The sequence below is a fragment of the Hymenobacter sp. R533113 genome (assembly GCF_056835965.1).
In genome coordinates, this window is sequence record NZ_JAKWBD010000001.1 from 623,263 (window position 1) to 643,406 (window position 20,144).

General features: G+C 51.3%; 18 protein-coding genes and 1 pseudogene. 14 read left to right on the plus strand and 5 right to left on the minus strand.

What is annotated here, in order from left to right:
- The first annotated feature begins 8 nt into the window (after nt 1-8).
- From MKZ35_RS02890 to MKZ35_RS02920, 7 genes are all read left to right on the plus strand, one after another.
- The gene (locus tag MKZ35_RS02890) at nt 9-1,295 is read left to right on the plus strand and encodes a glycosyltransferase family 4 protein (protein WP_482511713.1); all 1,287 of its coding nucleotides are present in this window, start codon (nt 9-11) and stop codon (nt 1,293-1,295) included.
- Nucleotides 1,296-1,433: 138 nt separating this feature from the next.
- Complete coding sequence (locus tag MKZ35_RS02895) at nt 1,434-2,360, plus strand: glycosyltransferase family 2 protein (RefSeq protein ID WP_482511714.1); 927 nt, start codon at nt 1,434-1,436, stop codon at nt 2,358-2,360.
- Between the two features lie 5 nt (nt 2,361-2,365).
- Nucleotides 2,366-3,247 carry a glycosyltransferase family 2 protein gene (locus MKZ35_RS02900; protein WP_482511715.1) on the plus strand — a complete coding sequence of 294 codons (882 nt, stop codon included), beginning with the start codon at nt 2,366-2,368 and terminating at the stop codon, nt 3,245-3,247.
- Between the two features lie 94 nt (nt 3,248-3,341).
- Entirely contained in the window at nt 3,342-4,493 is a 1,152-nt protein-coding gene (locus MKZ35_RS02905; protein ID WP_482511716.1) for a glycosyltransferase family 61 protein, read from the plus strand.
- Between the two features lie 61 nt (nt 4,494-4,554).
- Nucleotides 4,555-5,793, plus strand: a complete 1,239-nt coding sequence (locus tag MKZ35_RS02910; RefSeq protein WP_482511717.1) for a glycosyltransferase — start codon at nt 4,555-4,557, stop codon at nt 5,791-5,793.
- 44 nt (nt 5,794-5,837) lie between these two features.
- Complete coding sequence (locus tag MKZ35_RS02915) at nt 5,838-6,971, plus strand: glycosyltransferase family 4 protein (RefSeq protein ID WP_482511718.1); 1,134 nt, start codon at nt 5,838-5,840, stop codon at nt 6,969-6,971.
- 111 nt (nt 6,972-7,082) lie between these two features.
- Nucleotides 7,083-8,165, plus strand: coding sequence for a glycosyltransferase family 4 protein (locus tag MKZ35_RS02920; protein WP_482511719.1), 1,083 nt, complete (start codon nt 7,083-7,085; stop codon nt 8,163-8,165).
- Nucleotides 8,166-8,714: 549 nt separating this feature from the next.
- On the opposite strand, the gene MKZ35_RS02925 is transcribed toward MKZ35_RS02920, so the two are convergent.
- Genes MKZ35_RS02925 through MKZ35_RS02935 form a run of 3 tightly spaced genes read right to left on the minus strand, consistent with a single transcriptional unit; the run spans nt 8,715 to nt 10,595 of the window.
- Nucleotides 8,715-9,461, minus strand: coding sequence for a hypothetical protein (locus MKZ35_RS02925; RefSeq protein WP_482511720.1), 747 nt, complete (start codon nt 9,459-9,461; stop codon nt 8,715-8,717).
- Between the two features lie 16 nt (nt 9,462-9,477).
- Nucleotides 9,478-9,930, minus strand: coding sequence for a hypothetical protein (locus tag MKZ35_RS02930; RefSeq protein ID WP_482511721.1), 453 nt, complete (start codon nt 9,928-9,930; stop codon nt 9,478-9,480).
- A 41-nt stretch (nt 9,931-9,971) separates the two neighbouring features.
- Nucleotides 9,972-10,595 (minus strand): tetratricopeptide repeat protein, encoded by a 624-nt coding sequence (locus MKZ35_RS02935; protein ID WP_482511722.1) that lies wholly within the window; start codon nt 10,593-10,595, stop codon nt 9,972-9,974.
- Between the two features lie 235 nt (nt 10,596-10,830).
- On the opposite strand from MKZ35_RS02935, the gene MKZ35_RS02940 reads away from it, so the two are divergent.
- Complete coding sequence (locus MKZ35_RS02940) at nt 10,831-11,745, plus strand: M20/M25/M40 family metallo-hydrolase (RefSeq protein WP_482511723.1); 915 nt, start codon at nt 10,831-10,833, stop codon at nt 11,743-11,745.
- A gap of 249 nt (nt 11,746-11,994) precedes the next feature.
- Nucleotides 11,995-14,250 (plus strand): sodium-translocating pyrophosphatase, encoded by a 2,256-nt coding sequence (locus MKZ35_RS02945; RefSeq protein ID WP_482511724.1) that lies wholly within the window; start codon nt 11,995-11,997, stop codon nt 14,248-14,250.
- A gap of 73 nt (nt 14,251-14,323) precedes the next feature.
- Here MKZ35_RS02945 and MKZ35_RS02950 read toward each other — a convergent pair whose 3' ends face one another.
- Together MKZ35_RS02950 and MKZ35_RS02955 are read right to left on the minus strand one after the other, a co-directional pair.
- Nucleotides 14,324-15,031, minus strand: a complete 708-nt coding sequence (locus MKZ35_RS02950; protein WP_482512256.1) for an IS630 family transposase — start codon at nt 15,029-15,031, stop codon at nt 14,324-14,326.
- Nucleotides 14,931-15,488, minus strand: coding sequence for a helix-turn-helix domain-containing protein (locus MKZ35_RS02955; RefSeq protein ID WP_482511251.1), 558 nt, complete (start codon nt 15,486-15,488; stop codon nt 14,931-14,933). The genes MKZ35_RS02950 and MKZ35_RS02955 overlap by 101 nt, the downstream gene beginning before the upstream one ends.
- A 173-nt stretch (nt 15,489-15,661) precedes the next feature.
- On the opposite strand from MKZ35_RS02955, the gene MKZ35_RS02960 reads away from it, so the two are divergent.
- The 5 genes and pseudogenes from MKZ35_RS02960 to dnaJ all read left to right on the plus strand — a co-directional run bounded on the left by MKZ35_RS02960 (nt 15,662) and on the right by dnaJ (nt 20,047).
- Nucleotides 15,662-16,201 (plus strand): phosphoribosyltransferase, encoded by a 540-nt coding sequence (locus tag MKZ35_RS02960; RefSeq protein ID WP_482511725.1) that lies wholly within the window; start codon nt 15,662-15,664, stop codon nt 16,199-16,201.
- Nucleotides 16,202-16,309: 108 nt separating this feature from the next.
- Entirely contained in the window at nt 16,310-16,936 is a 627-nt protein-coding gene (locus MKZ35_RS02965) for an adenylate kinase (RefSeq protein ID WP_482511726.1), read from the plus strand.
- Nucleotides 16,937-17,104: 168 nt separating this feature from the next.
- Nucleotides 17,105-18,100, plus strand: a complete 996-nt coding sequence (gene obgE / locus MKZ35_RS02970; protein WP_482511728.1) for a GTPase ObgE — start codon at nt 17,105-17,107, stop codon at nt 18,098-18,100.
- 218 nt (nt 18,101-18,318) lie between these two features.
- The gene (locus MKZ35_RS02975) at nt 18,319-18,888 is read left to right on the plus strand and encodes a nucleotide exchange factor GrpE (RefSeq protein ID WP_482511729.1); all 570 of its coding nucleotides are present in this window, start codon (nt 18,319-18,321) and stop codon (nt 18,886-18,888) included.
- A 21-nt stretch (nt 18,889-18,909) separates the two neighbouring features.
- Nucleotides 18,910-20,047: pseudogene (gene dnaJ, locus MKZ35_RS02980) on the plus strand (molecular chaperone DnaJ).
- The last annotated feature ends 97 nt before the right edge of the window (nt 20,048-20,144 follow it).

The window sequence follows — 20,144 nt, forward strand, 5'->3', positions numbered from 1 at the left end:
CAATAGGCATGAACATACTGGTCTCCACTTTCTGCCTGGACAAAGCAGGTTCGCACGTATTGGCTTTGTCGTTGGCCTCGGAGCTGGCTAAGAAACATCAGGTATTTTTCTTCAACCAGAGCGAGCAGCTGGTCGACGAGGCGATGGTGGCGCACTATCTAAGCCCGGCCGTGCGCATGGTAACGATAGACCGCTACCCGCTGGTCAACATTGTTTGCTGGAAGCTGAACGCCCTATTCTTAAAATTGGGTTTTAAATTCTCTGTACACCAAGAAGCGAAGACGCTATTGATGGCCTACATCATTTGGCGTTACGGTATTCAGGTGGTGCATAGTCATGAGCCTATGGTAGCCAAATCGCGCATCACCCAGCTCTACCGCCTTACCAAAATTCCGATAGTTGTAACTGACCATCAGGGGTATACTATGCTCATTAAGCTAGGGGAGTTCTCCTTTGTGCCCTTTGCTAATCTGGCGAAGGCCGTAGTAGGCGTATCGCAGTACACCGCCGACATATTCACCGGGGCAATCATTGAAGAGCCAACCCAGGAAGAGCGGCGGGCCGGGGAGCAAATTATGGCTACGGATTATCAGAATGAATACGAAAACGCCAAGGAACAGACCGCAAGCAAAAAGCCCCGCGAGAAAATAACTACCCGCGTTGAGGTTATCTACAATGGAGTACCTCGCTATAATTCAAGTGGTTTCATCCCTAAGCTGCCTATACCAAGCGGTAGCTTCGTGTTTGGAATGGTGGGGCGCGGCACTGAGCAGAAAGGCTGGGGCGATGCCCTCGCCGCTTATGCACAAGTGAAAAAACAGTTTCCGGCGCAGCGCTTTGCTCTCATTGCGATGGGCGACGGTGCTTACCTCCAAACGTTGCGTGCCCAGTACGAGCAAGAAAATCCAGATATTTATTTCCTGGGCAACGTGCAGACACCACATCCTTATATGCAACAGTGTCAGGTTGGCTTGTTCCCGTCCCGTTTCTCAGAAGCACAGCCTATCTCTATTATTGAGTTCTTTGAAAACGGCGTTCCCGTAATTGCCAGTCCGCTGGGGGGCATTCCTGAGATGGTGCAGCCAACCGAGGAAGTATTTGGCGGAAGGTTGCTGAAAATGAATTCAGATGCTACTCCGCGACTAAATGACCTGGTACAGGCAATGAGTGCCTATGTCGCGGATGCGGCCTTGTTAGGTAAGCATTCGCAGACGGCGCGGAAGTTGCGCGATACGTATGATGTGGCAGTCTGCGCGGCACAATACGAGCAGCTCTTTGCCGAAGTTGGCCGTTAAGCCCGACCTTTGTCTCTCCGGTAGCCCCTGAAATAGCTGCGTGGAAGAAAGACTATTGGGTTGCATCTGACATATGCCTGTCTGCGCCTGATAGCTCAGAGTTTGTCGTACAAGCCATTTACCGTTCCTATTGCTTCTATGGTTCAAGTATCTATCATTATTATTAACTACAATACTTTCCGCCTTACCTGTGAGGCAATTGCCTCTATCGAGCAGCATACGCGGGAGGTGGCTTACGAAGTCATTGTAGTAGATAATGCTTCCTCGGAATGCGACCCTGGCTTATTTGTGGAGCGGTTTCCTGCTATCAGATTGGTGCGAAATTTAGAGAATTCGGGTTTCGCCAAAGGAAATAATCTGGGGATTCAATATGCCCAGGGAGAAACTATTCTGCTCTTCAATAGCGACGCGGCGCTTCTCAATAATGCCCTGTTTCTGACTTATAAAGCGCTGGTGGCTGACCCTAAGCTGGGAATTACTACGGGGCGGCTACAGTACCCGGATGGTCGGCTGCAATATCAGTGTGGCCGCTTTCCGTCGTTGCGCCTGCAACTACTCGAGTTGTTGCGCCTACAGAAGCTGTTGAGTGCGCAACGACGGGGAGAAGTGTTATTGGGGAGCTTTTTCGGACACGAAACCCCATTTCGGCCTGATTGGGTCTGGGGGACCTACTTTCACGTCAAGCGGTATATAATTGCGGAGTTGCCGGGGGGCAAATTGCCCGACGATTTTTTTATGTATGCTGAGGATCTCCAATGGTGCTTTGCTATCCGTAAGCTTGGGTACAGCATACAGTATGTGCCGGAGGCGCATATTATGCACCACTTCTCCCAGAGCACCCGACAAGAGAAAAAGCTGAATCAGATGAATATGATTCTGCGCAATGAGGATACCTTTCTGCGTCGGGAATACGGCGCTTTATCTACGGCCAGCTATTACTTAGCCAAAATGATGAACCTGTTGCTTGCCGGAGGGGGCAGCGCTGCCAACCGCTTCCTGGCCCAACAGTATGGGCGGTTGTTGCTGGGTAAAGAGCTGCTCAATCCGACCAACATCCCTGCTTAATGGAAGTGGCCCCGTTTTTTTCTGTAATCGTACCCTCCTACAATCGCGCGAGCATTATCACCCCAACCTTAGAGGCTATTCTAAGGCAGCAGGATTCTGATTTCGAGTTGATTGTAGTGGATGATGGCAGCCGAGATAATACAGAGGAAGTAGTAAAAAGCCTGCGAGATGCGCGCATTCGCTATTTGCGAAAAGAGAATGGTGAGCGCGGGGCGGCTCGTAACTATGGTGCTCAGCACGCGCGAGGTCAATACCTAAACTTCTTCGATTCTGATGATCAGATGTATCCGAACCACTTGCGAGTGGTACGGGAATTCATTGATTCCCACGGGGCAGTTGAAGTAGTGCACACCGGGTATGAAGTGCTGAATAGCGCTGGCAAAAAAATAAGTGAAGTGTGTGGCTTCGACAAGAGCACGAATGAGGTGTTGCTACACGACAATCCACTAGCCTGTAACACGGTATTTGTGCGTCGCGATATTGCCCTAGAGAATCCTTTTGAGGAAGATCGACGGCTAGCTTCAGCAGAGGATTGGGAGTTGTGGCTACGATTGGCTAGTAAGTATACCTTTCACCCAATCCGCGAAATAACGTTCTGCTTATACGAGCATGAGGGCCGAAGCTTAAATACCATAGCTCCCGAAACTGTGCGAGTGCGGGATGAGTTGTTTGCGCAACTCGTGCAGCGCAATTCCGATTTTGCTCGACGTTTTCCCAATCAGGTAGGTAGGTTTGTTGCAAATCGCTACACCTTTATCACGCTCACGATGGCTTTGAGCAAGCAGCATAGAATGGAAACGATTCACTATTTGTGGAAAGCGGTACAACAAGATATAACAGTGCTTTGGCGTCGGCGCTTTCTGGCGTCTATTAAGCACTTACTGTAGCTTACGGTAACGCGTGCGGTTGCATTCTGAAATAAATAATCTCGTTTGACATCTTAATTTATTGGAGATTATATTCAATAATTGCACTGGTTGTATGGTAAAGAGTTTATTGAAAAAAATACTGCCAGTGGTGCTACTGAAAAAAGCGCACATGTATTATAATACATTCCGAATTAGCACAGTAGATAAACTGCTGTTTCCGGAGCGTAATTTCACAAAAAAGGAATTTATCATTCGACGTGATGATTATCCATTTCGGCTCACAGCAGTTCAAAAAAATCATTTAGATGCGCGTTTGCAGCATCAAATCGGCTTGTACGAGAATTGGACGCAGGACGAGTATTTGCTGCTCTACGACCAGCCATGCATTATCGAGCCCAACTATGGCTGGGCTCTCTCCGATGATAAGAAGCTGATTTATCCTGCATTAGGCTTTAGCAGAGTGGCGTACTTACCAAAGCCTGACATCAAAATTTTAAGCCTGCGCAGGGATTCCTTGCCTACGTATGATGTGCTAATTTCCTTGCGCGACACTGGCGAGGAGAACTATTACCATTTCTATAATGACGTGCTAGCGAAGCTGTTTTTTATTGAGGAAAAACTAGCATTACCCTATGAAACTCCTCTATTAATTTCAGAAGCATTATATACTAAATCCTTCTTTCAATATTTTCTGCAGCATCCCTATTTACGAAACCGGAAGTGGGTAGTTCAGAAACCAGGGGAGTATATTAGAAGTCGAAAAACATATTTCTGCAAGCCCCTTACGCATACCTCTTCTTATTATAAGCGAATTCGAGATTTAGTTCAGCCGCAAGATCTAACTACGGTCGAAAGCTCTGAGCGCCGCGTGTTTATTACGCGTAGTCCTAAGCGGTTACGCTTTATTGAGAATACCGCAGCTATAGAAGCTATTTGTCGGGCGGAAGGGTTTGAAGTGATGGATTTTGATACTATGACAGTAGCGCAACAGGTCCGGCTGCTTAGCCATACGCGTTATCTGATAAGTATTCACGGGGCGGGACTGGTAAATATGCTGTTTCGGGGAGGCCAGCCAATGGGGCTATTGGAGGTATTGCCTCCCGGCGAGTATTATCCGTTTCATTACATGTTGATGGCGGCTCAGCTAGGCTATCAATATGATGGTCTCATTGGAGAAGCAAGCCAAAATAAGTACTCGGGGGGCTTTTATGTGGAGCCGAACAAGTTTCGAGAGCGAGTACAGGCACTACTGATGCTAACTTGATTTTAATACCCGCACGAATCGCAAAAGTGGGCGCAAGGCGCAACAAGACTTACCAAATGAAATGCGTAACAAGCTCTTAATGGTGATACCCAACCTGGGGTTAGGTGGGGCCCAACGGGTCTTTCACGACCACAGCGTTGAACTAAGTAAAGTGTATGAGGTAACGGAGGCAGTTTTCGATTTTGATAGCGATAATCTGTACCCTTCTGGAAATCCACTGCAAAGCTTAGGCGTGGAGGGTGGAGGAGGAGCACTACGAAAAGCCACCAACTTTTTTCGGCGCGTCAAGGAGCTGCGGCAGCTCAAGCAGCAGTTAAATACCGACATCTGCATAAGCCACCTGGAGGGCGCCGACTATGTGAACTTGCTTAGTAAAGGCCGCGAAAAAGTAATTTTACTTATTCACGGCTCCAAAACCCATGACCAGAATATAAGTGGTTTCACGGGATGGCTGCGCAAGGGCGTGCTGATGCCCATGCTCTACCGGCGCGCCGACCGAATAGTGTGCGTCAGTCGCGATATAATTCAGGAGATGGTACGGGATTATGGTGTAGACCCGCAAAAGCTCAGTGCCGTAAACAACTCTTTTGCAGTAGAGCAGGTATGGGAGCGGGCGCAAGAACCGTTGTCTATCGAAATGCAGCAAGTGTATAGTTCGGCGCCAACTCTCGTTACTTCGGGAAGGTTAGCTACGCAGAAGAATCAGAAGCCACTACTAAGCATTTTCGCCAAACTGCGTGCCCAGCAGGCTGCTAAGCTAATCTTTGTCGGAGATGGCGAGCTGCGAGCTGCGATGGTGGAGCATGCTCAGAGCTTGGGGCTGAAGGTGTATGAAGCTTGGGCCAACCAGCCAATTACAACGGCCTTTGACGTGTACTTTGTGGGATTACAGCAAAATCCGTTCAAATATATCCGGCCGGCTACTGTGTTTGTATTTCCTTCCGCCTGGGAAGGGTTTCCTATGGCCCTGGGAGAAGCAATGACTTGTGGCGTGCCCGTGGTAACCACCGATTGCCCAACTGGGCCACGTGAGATGTTGGCCCCGGAATCAGTGGCCCCGGCTACAGCTATTCGAAAAGCTGAGTGGACAAATTACGGCGTACTGATGCCTATGCTGACTGACCCGGCTACTCTATCCCGCGACGAGCAAGAGTGGGTAGCTGCGTTGACCACGCTGCTAAATAATGCGGAGCAGCGTAACCAATTGGGCAAAGCTGCCCGCCAAAGATCGAATGATTTCACGCACGCTAATACTTTCCGACGCTGGCAGAACTTGATCGACGAAGTGCTAGCAGAGTAAAGAATACATTACCCATTGCCTTAGTGCCCCAATCATAGTAACCATTGAGAAAGCCATTAATCTTTGTTCTTGACAATTCCAGAGCGGTGACGGGTGCGTTGAATGCTATACGCCACGCAACCCAACCGTTGCAAGATCGATTTGAGTTTGAGTACGTGCTGCCTACAGGCAGCGCAGCACGTGCCTTATTGGAGAAGGACGGCTATATAGTGCATGAGCTACCTTTTGTGGAAATCAGCCGCCGGAAAAAGGACTTGCTGCTCTATATTCCTATGCTCTTAATGAACGGGTGGCGATTATACAGGCTAGCTCAGCGCCGGGGGGCAAATATTATCCACCTCAACGACTTTTATAACCTAACTGGCTATATAGCCAAAGCACTCAGTGTAGGGAACTTAAAAGTCATAACGCATGTGCGCTTTTTACCCCAAAGTCTACCCCAACCGCTGGCCCGCCTCTGGCGGTGGCTCGGGGAGCAGTGGGCTGATCGGGTGCTGTGCGTGTCGGAGGCCGTACGACAGTACTTTGGTTCGGCCACCAAAATTCAAGTTGTTTTTGATCCTATTCCCGGCCCCGAACGCTATCCGGCACCAACAATTCCAGCTATCCGCCCAGATGGGACTATTCAACTGCTCTATCTGAGCAATTATATTCAGGGCAAGGGGCAAAACTTTGCGCTTGAGGCATTTCAACAGGCCTACGCTCAGGATTCCCGGCTGCGGCTAACCTTTATAGGAGGAGATATGGGGATGGAAAAGAACAAAAAATTCCGTGCAGACCTTGAAGCTACTGTACGAGCAGCAGGATTGGATTCGGTTGTTTCCTTTCAGGGCTTTGCGGCGGACGTGGAAAAAACGACTAAGGAGGCAGATATTCTATTGAATTTCTCCGAATCGGAGTCCTTTTCCTTAACCTGCCTCGACGCACTCTACTTTGGCACTCCCCTTATTGCCTCCGACTGTGGTGGACCGGCCGAGCTATTCGAAAATGGCGTTTCTGGGTTGCTAGTCCCTAATCGGGATGTGCAAGCAATGGCGAAGGCCATTGCTTCTTTAGCTTCCGATGCAGTTATGCGCACTCGTTTTGCCGCCGCCGGTCGCAGTTTCGTGCGTCATAAGTTTAGGCCCGCCGCCTCCTTCGAACGATTAGGGCTTATGTATGCACAAGTGCTCGGCTAATCAAGACTGGGTAATTTTGCTGGTAGCGGCTTCAACTTACCGCCCAAGTTCTGTCAGCCTACTTGGTCCGTAGTGTGCACCTAGGCTACTCCATAGCTTTCATTAGTTTGTATGCAAATTCTATTCTTGGTGCCATATCCCTTAGGTAAGGCACCATCGCAGCGCTTCCGATTCGAGCAATATTTTGAGTACCTAACGGCGGCTGGCTTTCAATTCCAGGTGGCGCCGTTTATATCAGACGCTACGTGGGCGGACCTGTACAAGCCGGGGCGCTACTTCAGCAAAACCCTAGGGATTATGGGGGGCTTTTTGCGACGCATAGCGCTGTTATTTTCCGTGTCTCGCTACGATTATGTATTCATTCACCGCGAGGCTTCTCCCATTGGCCCGCCCGTGTTCGAATGGATCATTACGAAGGTGCTCGGCAAAAAGATTATATACGATTTCGACGATGCTATCTGGCTGCCTAACACATCACAAGCCAACAAGATAGCGGCTGGGTTCAAGTGGCATCATAAAGTAGGTAGTATCTGTCGTTGGTCTTATAAAGTGAGTTGCGGCAATGCTTACCTCGGAGAGTATGCCCGTCAGTTTAATCCAAATGTTGTCATCAATCCTACAACTATCGATACCATTCACTTGCATAATCAGGTGCGGGATCAGCAGGCATCGGGCCGCCTTGTGATCGGCTGGACAGGGACGCATTCCACCCTAAAATATATTGAGCAGGTGGTGCCAGTGCTAGCGAAACTGGAGGAGGAATATGAGTTTGAATTTCGTATAATTTCGAATCAACCACCTTCATTAGCCCTTCGGTCTTTGGTTTATAAACCATGGCAAAAAGAAACGGAGATGCAGGATCTACTCGCTCTGCATATTGGCTTGATGCCATTGGAAAACGATCAATGGGCTAATGGCAAATGTGCGTTCAAGGCCTTGCAGTACATGGCCTTAGGCATCCCCGCGCTGGTTTCGCCAGTAGGTATGAATACCGAAGTTGTCACGAGTGGATTGAATGGCTATGTATGTGATACACTCGACGATTGGCAAATATCGCTTCGCGCATTACTTACCGATTCTGCATTGCGAACTCGACTAGGAAGTGAGGCCCGTAAAACCGTAGAAGAGCGCTATTCTGTAACTGCCAACCGGGGGCTTTTCTCGCTCTATTTACCTGACGGGGCTTTAGCTTAATTGCCTTCGCTTTGTATTGCATAATATAAAGCGCTGATAAAAAGAAAGGCATTAATGGTATTTTGTATCGTACTAGTGTGCCAAAATTTCCGCTGTTGGTTCCTACACCAATGGCGAAAATTAAAGAAAATATGAAACAGAAAGTGATAATAGGCTCGGCTGCAATAAGCTTAAAGCTTTTAACTAATCCTGTTCGGAAAAATAAGGTAATTGTTAAGTATAAAAATAGAGCGGCTTCTAGAGCTGAAAGTAACATAACAGGATTGCGAGCTTCAAATAAGAAAGGTCGAAATAAACTAACTATGATGGCTTGAGGCGCTACTACAACCATGGAAGTTAATGATCCATCGAAAGAACCAATATTATAAGAAGAACCTTGATCTTTGGTTAGCCCATATAAATACTCTTGGTTGATTTTTGTTCTTTCACCAATTTTATCAACGTCATAGCGCTCATCGCCTGCAGTTAAGTTGGTAGCTCCTAAATAACCTGCTACTCCCCCTAATAGCAAGAAAAAGGGACGCAATAACAGACGTGCAGCACTCGATTTTATCTGTTGGTTCTGCGCATTGAAAACCCACAGCAAGGCGGGGGCAAAAAGGAGAGCAGAATATATACTTTAACGGAAATTAGTATGTAGGCACCAAGTCCACCTAAAATGGCGGCTGTTGTTATATGCTTTCTTGCTATTAACAGGTGATAGAATCCGTAAAATACCCAGCCAAGCGCCCCAATACACAACGAGTCCTTCATCAACCCAGATCCCCAGAAAAATACAGAGGGAAGGAAGAAGACAGCAATGGCTAATTTTTTATAAGCAAGTGGGAAAATTCTTAAAAATGTAATATACATTGCCCACATGCCCGAAAAGCTTATTACAGCAAATAGAAGGGCTATAACTGAGTAGGTGCCGAAACAGAACAAAGCACATACCGACGCAACCTTGACTACAAAAAACTCAGTCGAAGATTCATACCAATATAATTGTCCTATATACTTAATTGTTTGCGAGTCAATTTCACCATTGGAGAAAATTAATTTTATGCCAGCGCTCGGGGAATCTAGAAAGGCTTGGTAAACTATTTTTACGTGATTATAGTAGTTATAAGTATCGCCTCCACTATAGTAAAACTGATATATCAGGCCCAGGGAAATAGCTCCTAGGAACTTAACTGACAATGCTGGAATAAAATATTTCTTTGTCAAAGCATTCGTGAAGCGACGGCGCACACCAAAAGCAATGGCATAGAAAATACCTAGATAAATTGGGGTCAGAAAAAGGTCTTTTAGCTCCATATGGTGGACTGGGGGGCTAAATCTTGTTTTTCTTTAGGTAGGCTTTCGCCTCCCGATATTGCTCCGATTTATGATCGGCTTTATCTCGCACGACCTCGTAATAACGCCGTGCGGCGGCCACGTCGGGGGTTTTAGCAGCTATGCGGGCTAAGTTGAAATTGGCGTAGACGTAAAAGCCTCCACTTGTCTCGTCGGTGCTTTCCGCAAACACAATGCAGCGCTGGTAGTAGTCCTGCGCTTTTTCGAGGTCTTTGTATTTGTTCTGCATCAGCCAACCTAAGAAATAGGTGGCGTAGCGTCCGCTGATGCCTTCGTAGCCGGGCATACCACGGTTAAGCTTATCTAATATATCCCGGCTTACACGCTCACACTCCCTAAAATCGCCTTCGTTGAAGCACAACAGAGCGTAGAAACGCTGAAAGTAACCATTGTCGGGGTAGTTGCTGGCCAGGTAACGCGCAACAGGCATGGATGCCGCCGGTTTATTCTCCTCGTTATTGAGGATGCGCATTAAAAAAATTTCGCTTCCGTGCCAGTGTAAAAACCGTTGTCAGCTACGTTTTTAAGCTGCTGTAACCCTAGCTCTCGGTTGCCTTTGGGAAAGAATAGCAGAACCGGGCGCAAAAGCGGGTATTCCTCCGAAATCCAGACGGCGTAGTAGTTAAATAAGGCTTGACCAAATAGAAATTCCGGGCTCAGGCCGTTTGCTTCCTTGCTTTTTTCCAGATACTCAAGGGCACGCCGGCTGCTCACGGTGGCTTTGCGCCAGTTGGCCCGCTCCGCGTTTAGCCTCGCATCGAAGCCATAAGCAGCAGAAAGGAAAAAGCAGGCTTCGTAGTTCTTCTTGTCGGCTTTGTACAGCTTCTCGCCGTAGGTGATGGCCGTATCCATGTAAGCGAAAAACAGCTTGTCGTACTGCTTGGTCTGGACGTTGGTGGGAACAATTTTCCACCAAGTGCTCAGGCCGAGCAGGAAGTAGGGCATTGGGTGCTCGGGGTAACGCCGCCTGAGCGACCGGAATTGCTTCTCAGCCTTGTCGTACTTGAAGTTGTAAAGGTTCTGGACGGCGCCGTCAAGCTCGGTCTGAATGTCTTTGTCCAGCAGCAGCCAGCCTTTGGTATTGGCGGTAGGCAAAACATCAACATTTTCTACTTCAATTGTGCGGATGGGAGGGGGTGCGGATACTGTCCTTTTTTTGTGCCCGAACCTCGGTTGCCAGAAAAAGTAATAACAGAATAAATCGAAGTTCTCGGGTCATGGGATATATTACTGCAATTGGCGGCGCTAAGCTAGGTTTGTGGGCTGTGCAGCTGCCAAGGGGACTAAAGTATGGCTTTTATCCTAGTTTTGGATAAACAACCTACGGCATATGCATCTGCTAAAATCCTTGTGTGAAATTTCGGCGCCAGCCGGCAACGAAGCCCCTCTGGCAGAATTCTTACTACGCTACATTAACGAGAATCAGGCAAGTTGGCGTGTGCAACCAACAATAATACATGGAGAAGAGTGGCAGGATTGCATAATGCTAGTATTTGGAACGCCTCGGACAGCGGTATTTGCTCATATTGACAGTATTGGATTTACGGTTCGGTACGGACGCCAGCTAGTACGAATTGGTGGACCACAAGTTGAAGCCGGCTACCGCTTGGTGGGCCACGATGCGCAAGGCGACATTGCCTGCACACTCGCCGTAGACGACGAAACGGGTGAATTAAGCTATGAGTTCACTCGCGACGTTGAGCGGGGCACGGAACTAACCTTTGCCTGCGACTTCCGCGAAACGGCCGATACGGTGCAGTCATGCTACCTCGACAATCGGTTGGGCGTATGGAATGCCTTGCGTCTGGCCGAAACGCTGGAGCATGGGATTCTGGTGTTTAGCTGCTGGGAAGAGCATGGTGGGGGCTCCGTAGCCTATTTGGCCAAGCACATATATGAGAAGTACGGAGTGCGGCAGGCTTTGATTTCGGATATAACCTGGGTAACAGAAGGCGTGCATGCTGGCCAGGGTGTAGCTATTTCCCTGCGTGACTCCCTGATTCCGCGCCGTTCGTACGTGGAGCGTATTCGCCGAATTGCAGAGGCCGCCGGCATTCCGCATCAACTGGAAGTGGAGGGCAGCGGTGGCTCTGATGCCAAAGAACTACAGCATAGCGCGCAACCCTGGGACTGGTGCTTTGTGGGCGCGCCTGAGGATAATGTGCACACACCCGACGAAATTGTGGACAAGCGCGATATTGCCAGTATGCTGGCGCTGTATCAGGTGCTTATGCGGGAACTGTAGGACTATAACTAAACTACTAAGGCAAAAAAGCCCCCCAGACTATTCTGGGGGGCTTTTTTCTGATAGGATTCTTATCCGAATATAAGAAACAGGTAATAATCAGGAGTTGATTGTAAAATGCAGGGATGTTTCTTATCTCACTTTTGCGGGATGAGAACTTGAGGATTAGGTAATAAACTCTATTTTACGATCCCAAAACATTCTTTCATCAATCCTAATCCCCAACACTTACTTCTCATCTCTGCTTCTATGATGGAAATTCTTTACGTAGCTCCCGCACTAGGCGTGCTGGCCCTGTTGTACACATGGTTGCGCTCGGGCTGGGTGGCCCGACAAGATGCCGGCGACGAACGCATGCGCACTATTGCGGGCTACATCGCCGATGGCGCTATTGCCTTTCTTAAAGCTGAATACAAAGTACTGGCTTTGTTCGTACTTATTGCCAGTGCCTTTCTGTGGTATCTGGGCAGTATTGACGAGAATTCAAGCCCTGTCATTGTCATTGCGTTTATAATTGGGGCCGTCTTTTCGGCACTGGCGGGCTTTATTGGGATGAAAATCGCTACTAAAGCCAACGTACGTACGGCCCAGGCGGCTCGCACAAGTTTAGCTAAAGCCCTGAACGTGTCATTCTCTGGTGGTTCAGTAATGGGCATGGGCGTGGCTGGCCTGGCCGTCCTAGGCTTGGGGTCGCTGTTTATTGTCTTCTACCAACTGTTCGTTGTAAGTCAGAATGGAGGGGCTAACGGTATCGAGATGCGAACCGCCTTGGAAGTGCTGACTGGCTTCTCATTGGGAGCCGAAAGCATCGCCCTCTTCGCCCGCGTTGGGGGGGGCATTTATACCAAAGCCGCCGATGTGGGGGCCGATCTGGTGGGCAAAGTAGAAGCCGGAATCCCGGAGGATGATCCTCGCAATCCCGCTACCATCGCTGACAATGTGGGCGACAACGTAGGTGACGTAGCTGGTATGGGAGCCGACTTATTTGGCTCTTACGTAGCTACTATTCTGGCGACGATGGTACTGGGCCGCGAAGTAGCCGCACCCAACGACCAATTCAACGGTCTTTCGCCCATCCTGCTTCCGCTCATCATTGCCGGCGTCGGCATCGTCGCCTCTCTCATCGGAATCCTGACGGTGCGCGTGAAGGAAGGCGGCAACGTGCAGGGCGCGCTGAATTTTGGTAATTACGTGTCCGTAGTTGTTTCGGCGGTAGCCTCGTTTTTTATTATCCGCTGGATGCTGCCGGCTGACGTGCTTAAAATTAATCGGGCCGACGCCGTGGCCTTTACCTCTATGGACGTGTTTTATGCTGTCTTAGTGGGGCTGGTTGTGGGTACGCTGATGAGCATCATCACCGAATATTATACCGCTATGGGTAAGCGCCCGGTGCTGAGCATCGTGAAGCAAAGCAGCACCGGCCATGCCACCACCGTTATCGGTGGCCTCTCGGTTGGCATGGAATCTACTGTGCTGCCGATTCTGGTGCTGGCGGCCGGTATCGTTTTATCGTTCCGGTTTGCTGGTCTCTACGGGGTGGCCATTGCTGCCGCCGGCATGATGGCTACTACTGCTATGCAGCTGGCCATCGACGCCTTCGGCCCAATTGCCGATAACGCCGGCGGCATTGCGGAGATGAGCGAATTACCCAAAGAAGTGCGCGAGCGGACCGATATTCTGGATGCCGTGGGCAATACCACGGCCGCTACCGGCAAGGGTTTCGCTATTGCTTCGGCGGCTCTGACTTCGCTGGCTTTGTTCGCCGCCTTTATGGGTACGGCTAATATCAGCGTCATCGATATCAGCCACGCCGACGTGCTGGCCGGCCTGTTCGTGGGCGGCATGATTCCATTTATCTTCTCCGGGCTGGCCATTTCAGCCGTGGGACGAGCGGCGATGGCGATGGTACAGGAAGTGCGTCGGCAGTTCCGCGAGATTCCCGGTATTATGGAAGGAACCGGCCGGCCCGAGTACGAAAAGTGCGTGGCTATTTCTACCCAGGCTGCTATCCGCGAAATGATGTTGCCGGGCGCTATTGCCCTGATTGTACCTATCATCGTGGGCTTCACCTTTGGCCCGGAAGTGCTGGGTGGCCTGCTAGCGGGCGTTACTGTTTCGGGCGTGCTGATGGCCATCTTCCAGAGCAACGCCGGCGGAGCCTGGGACAACGCGAAGAAGTCATTTGAGAAGGGCGTGATGATTGACGGAAGTATGCACTATAAAGGCTCCGATGCCCACAAGGCCTCTGTAACCGGTGATACCGTAGGCGACCCATTCAAAGATACTTCGGGGCCATCCATGAACATTCTTATTAAGCTGATGAGCATCGTGTCGCTGGTAATTGCCCCCCACATCGCCGTTATTGATGATACGGCGCGCGAAGGTGTAGCGCCGGTAGGAGTGAACCCTTTGGAGCGTATGATGGAGCCTAAAGCAGCGTCTGCCGACGTATCCGTGGCTGCTGGCAAAACGGCTTATGTGCTGCCACAGCGTGCTCGGAAATAGGGTAACCGTCGGCTGTTGCTTCTTAAAAACAGGTAGCAGATAATCCGGTTTTCAATTCATAAAGAGCTAGTGCTTAGTCAGGGGAATTAGGCACCCTAATTTTCTGGTAATGTCGGCCGAGTTTGGTGCGGGCTTTTTCGAGGGAAAACTGCCAGTTGACCGTGGCCCGGCGCTCATTTCGCTCGGCTACACAAGCGGCCACGTGGGCGGTGAGCTCGTCCTGGGTGGGGATGCGCTGGTGGAGACACTGGCGGGCAATGGCCGAGAGTTCAAGTTCGACCATGTTGAGCCAGGAGGCATTTTTGGGCGTGTAATGGAGCTCGAAGCGCGCGGCCAGGGCGCGGGCCTGCGCGGCGGGCAGGTGCTGGTAAAAGACGGCATCGGTGTGGGTGTTGAGATTATCCTGCACTAACACGATTTTCTCCGCCTGCGGGTAGGCCGCCGCCAGGCGCTGCATAAAACGGCAGTAGTCCGCCCCGGTCCGGCGGGCGGAAACCTCGACCAGGCGCTGGCCGGTTGCTGGTTCAAAAGCGGCCAGCAAACAGGCCGTGCCCTGGCGTACATAGGTGCTGCTTTCGCGCCGGGGCCGGCCGGCTTTGGCGCGCTGGCCGTCGTGGGCGGGTTGGGCCGGCACAGGCGGCAGCGGCTCGACGGGCTGGCCGTGCAACACGCAGGGCCGCTCATCGAAGCAGACAACGGGAAAGCGTGGATCGTGGGCCCGCTCGTAGACGGCCAGCACGTCTTCCATCCGCGCCACAAAGGCCGCATTCACCGCCCCCAGGCACCAGTGCTGCTGGCGGTGAGGCTGCAATTCGTTTTTTGAGCACCTGCGCCACTGTTTCGTGGGAAATGGTTTCCACCAGGGCCAGTTCCACGGCTTTGTCGGCCAGCAAACGCAGGGTCCAGCGGCTGTGCCCCACCGGGGCCTGGGTGCAGGCCAGGGCCGTGATAGCGGCCCGGTCTGCCCCGTCGAAACGCCGCGGGCCGCCGCTCCGTGGCGCTTCACTGAGGGCGGCTTGCCAGCCGCCTTCTTCGTAGCGGCGGCGGAGCTGACTCACCGCCTGTCGGCTTAAGCCCACGGCTTGGCCGGCGGCCTGCTGGCCGATACCGGTGGCCAGCGCCAGCAGGGCCTGGGCGCGACGCACCGCCCGTACCGACCGGCGACCAGTGCGCGTAAAATTTTCGAGGGCGGCTTGGTCAGCAGCCGGCAGGGGAAAGGGAGTGATTGGACGGGCCATAGATTCCCAACGCTAACCCGCTTGTTTTGTTAACCAATCCCCCTGACTAAGCACTAGTAGCGCTCAGATTTAGTTGACCAAAGCCTGAAAAGCAGCCTCTTCGCACGGGAGAGGCTGCTTTTTTTTGTCCTACCTTTGGCCATTCCTTCGTCCGGTTTTCAACCTTGCCCGGTATGCCTCATTCCGTTATCTCTCTGCACAACAAGCAGTTTGGTCCTTATCTCAACTCTGATCAACTGGCCGCCGCCGTGCGAGAGTTGGCCACCCGCCTGAATGCGGATTACGCTACTAAAACCCCATTGTTCGTGGCTGTGCTTAATGGCTCGTTCATGTTTGCGTCCGATTTGCTGAAAGAGCTGACAATCGACTGCGAAATCTCTTTCGTCAAAATGGCTTCCTATGAAGGCACTAGCAGCACTGGAACTGTGAAGGAGCTACTGGGGCTACGCGAAGAAGTGCAGGGTAGGCATGTGGTCGTGCTGGAGGATATCGTGGATACTGGCCACACCATTCGGGCCTTGCTCGATACGCTGGGGGGCAAAAATCCGGCTTCTTTGGAGGTGGCTTGTCTGCTGATCAAGCTCGAATGTTTGCAGCACGACCTCGATATTCGCTACCCGGCGCTTCGTATTCCCAATGATTTTGTAGTTGGCTACGGCCTTGATTATGACGGCTTAGGCCGAAACTACCCCGATCTGTACAAGGCGTTGTAATCTGGCAGGTTCAGCCTACTTTTGCCGCCTGCCGTATGGGGCACTTTAGTACCGATTCGCTATCTTTCCCAAACACCGTTTTTCTTTCCCTGCGAAAATCCTCGCTCTATGCTCAATATCGTGCTCTTCGGCCCGCCCGGTGCCGGCAAAGGAACGCAAAGTCAGAAGTTAATTGCCCGTTATAATCTGGTACACCTCTCGACCGGCGACCTGCTTCGCTCCCAAATCACGCAAGGCACCGAACTAGGTCTGCGCGCCAAAAAACTGATGGATGAAGGCCTGCTGGTGCCCGATGAAGTAGTAATTGGCATGATTGAGAGCCAACTAGCCAACAACACCGAAGCTGCTGGCTTCATCTTCGATGGCTTTCCACGTACGGTACCCCAGGCCCAAAGCCTCGATGAGCTGATGGTGCGCTACGACACCGGCGTATCGTGCATGATTGCCTTGGAAGTAGCGGAAGAAGAACTGGTGAAGCGCCTGCTGGAGCGGGGCAAAACCAGTGGCCGCCCCGACGATCAGGATGTATCCAAAATCCGTCGCCGCGTAAACGTGTACAACACCGAAACCGCGCAGGTTGCCGGCTACTACGCTGAGCAGCAGAAGTTTCACGCGCTAAATGGCATTGGTGTTATCGAAGAAATATTTACCCAAATCTGCGATATCATTGACCAGAAGCAGGCTGCGCCCTCGCTGTCTGATGGTCAGCAGGCTGCTGACGAAGTAAAAGCGTAACTTTGCAGTTGTAACCGCCTTCATCTGTCTGTCATCCTGACGAAGGAAGGACCTTATCACATTAGAATGGTTGTTGTAAAAACGACTTATTCAGCTGTGATAAGGTCCTTCCTTCGTCAGGATGACAGGCTTTTTGGGGCTATCCGCAGTACTTTTACTTCATTGCCAGTGGCTTCTAATAACTTCATCGACTACGTTAAAGTCTGCTGCCGTTCGGGCAAAGGCGGCGCGGGCTCTTCTCACTTCTTTCGGGCCAAAGGTTTGCCGAATGGCGGCCCCGACGGCGGCGATGGCGGCCGTGGGGGGCATGTTATTCTGGAAGGCAACTCCCAGCTCTGGACCTTATTGCATCTGCAATACCAGAAGCACGTAATTGCCGGCCACGGCCAGGGCGGGGCCGAAAGCCTGCGCAGCGGCGCTCAGGGCGAGGATGTTATCCTGCAAGTGCCGCTCGGTACCATTGCCCGCGACGCGGAAACCGGCGAGAAGAAAGTTGAAATCACGGAGCACGGCCAGCGCATTATCCTTACGCCCGGCGGGCGCGGCGGCCTCGGCAACGATCATTTCAAATCCGCTACCAATCAGGCGCCTACGTATGCGCAGCCCGGCGAGCCCGGCATTGAGGAATGGGTAGTACTGGAGTTAAAGCTGCTGGCTGATGTAGGCTTAGTAGGATTTCCGAATGCGGGCAAAAGCACGTTGCTTTCCGTAGTGTCGGCGGCCAAGCCTAAAATTGCCGATTACGCCTTCACGACGCTGGTACCCAACTTGGGCGTGGTGGCCTACCGCGACTATAAGTCCTTCGTGATGGCCGATATTCCGGGCATTATTGAAGGGGCTGCTGAAGGCCGTGGCTTAGGTACACGCTTTTTGAAGCACATTGAGCGCAACTCTATGTTGCTGTTCATGATTTCGGTGGATAGCGACGACATCGCCAAAGAGTATCAGGTGCTGCTGAATGAGTTGACGCAATTCAATCCGGAACTGCTGGAGAAGCGGCGCGTGTTGGCCATCACCAAAGCAGATCTGATTGATGACGAGTTGGAAGCCGAAATTCGCGCCACGCTGCCCACTGACTTGCCAAGCGTGTTTATTTCCAGCTTAGCGAATAAGAATATTCAGCGGCTGAAGGATATGATTTGGCAGGAGTTGAACGCAAAGTAAAAGCGGGTTGCACACGCGTTGAGTCGTTCAACGATAGTGGTGGTACGACTTTGGAGTCGTACTACCACCCACGGGCGCTCAACTGAACTAAACATTGCTGGTCAGAGGTTTCAGTGCCACTATGGCAGCCCTTCTGCCTTTGGCAAACTCATTGTTCCCGCTTCTTGCCAATCGGCTAAAATGAAGTGAAAAACCCGTTTCGACGAATATTCGATAAAATGGCTGACGATAATAACGTACCGCAGGACGACAACTTGACCGTTGAACCCAACCAGGTAGCTGGCGAAATGGCTGATGGTGAGGCCACAGTAACTACGGAAACTGAAAATGCCCCCCAGCCCGAAGTGAACAGGACTGAGACCGAGCTTACGGAGTTAAAAGACAAATACCTGCGCCTGGCAGCTGAGTTTGATAACTACAAGCGCCGTACTGCCAAGGAGCGCTCCGACCTTTTCAAATCTGCCAATCAGGAATTGATGACGGTGATGTTACCCGTACTCGACGATTTTGAGCGGGCTCGCACTCACACCCAGACGTCGGAAGATGTGCAGGTGGTGCGGGAGAGCGTAGATATTATCTACAACAAGCTCGTTAAGACACTTCAGCAGAAGGGCTTGACGGCTATGGAAACCAAAGGTGGCGACTTTGATCCCGACTTGCACGAGGCTATTACCCAAATTCCGGCTCCGAGTGAGGAGCTGAAGGGCAAGGTGGTAGATGAAGTGGAAAAGGGCTATTATTTGGGTGATAAAGTAATCCGCCACGCCAAAGTGGTGCTGGGCCAATAAACGACGCACAGGTTAAAGATCATGGCGCAGAAGCGAGATTATTACGAGGTGTTGGACGTGGCCAAAACCGCCTCGCCGGAGGAAATCAAGAAGGCTTATCGTAAGGTGGCCATCAAGTTTCACCCCGACAAAAACCCCGACGACCCTACGGCCGAAGACAAGTTCAAGGAAGCCGCCGAGGCCTACGAAGTACTATCGGATGAGCAGAAGCGCGCCCGCTACGACCGTTTTGGCCATCAGGGCATGGGCAGCAATGGTGGCGGCCCAAATATGGAAGACATCTTCTCGCAGTTCGGCGACATCTTTGGTGGCGGCGGCTTTGAGGGTTTCTTTGGTGGTGGCCGCTCTGGTGGCGGCCGCCGGATGAAAAAGGGCTCCAACCTGCGCATCAAGCTTAAGCTGGATCTGGAGGAAGTTGCCAACGGTATTGAGAAAAAGATCAAGGTGAAGCGCTACGTGGCGTGCAACACCTGTTCGGGTACGGGCGCTAAAAACGGCACTGATCTGAAGGATTGTGGTACTTGCAATGGCCAGGGACAGGTGAAGCGCGTGGTAAACACCATGCTGGGCCAGATGGTGAGCAGCTCGACATGCCCTACCTGCAATGGCGAAGGCAAAGTGGTGACCAGCAAGTGCGACGTATGCCACGGCGATGGTCGCCAGCTACAGGAAGAGATTATTCCGATCAACATTCCGGCTGGTGTGGCCGAGGGTATGCAGCTGAGCATGAATGGCAAAGGCAACTACCCTGAGCGTGGCGGCGTGCCCGGCGACTTGCTCATTCAGATTGAGGAAGAGCCGCACTGAGTTCCTCAAGCGCGACGGCAACAACATCATGTTCGACCAGTACATCACCTTCGTGGATGCGGCTTTGGGCGCGAGCATTGAAGTCCCAACCATTGAAGGCAAGGTGAAAATCAAGGTTGACCCCGGCACGCAGCCCGGCAAAATCCTGCGCCTTCGTGGCAAAGGCATCAAAGACCTGAACGGCTACGGCCGTGGCGACCAGTTGATTCATATCAACGTCTGGACGCCCAAGGTGGTGAACAGCCAAGAGCGCGAGCTGCTGGAGAAGCTGCGCGACTCTCAGAACTTCACACCTAATCCAGGTAAGAACGAGAAAGGCTTCTTTGAGAAAGTGAAGGAGTACTTCCAGTAAGGATCACAGATTTTGCAGATTCTTCGCTGAATTAACAGAGTGATTTTATTTGCCAAAAAAGCCCCCCAGAAACTTTCTGGGGGGCTTTTTTATGAAA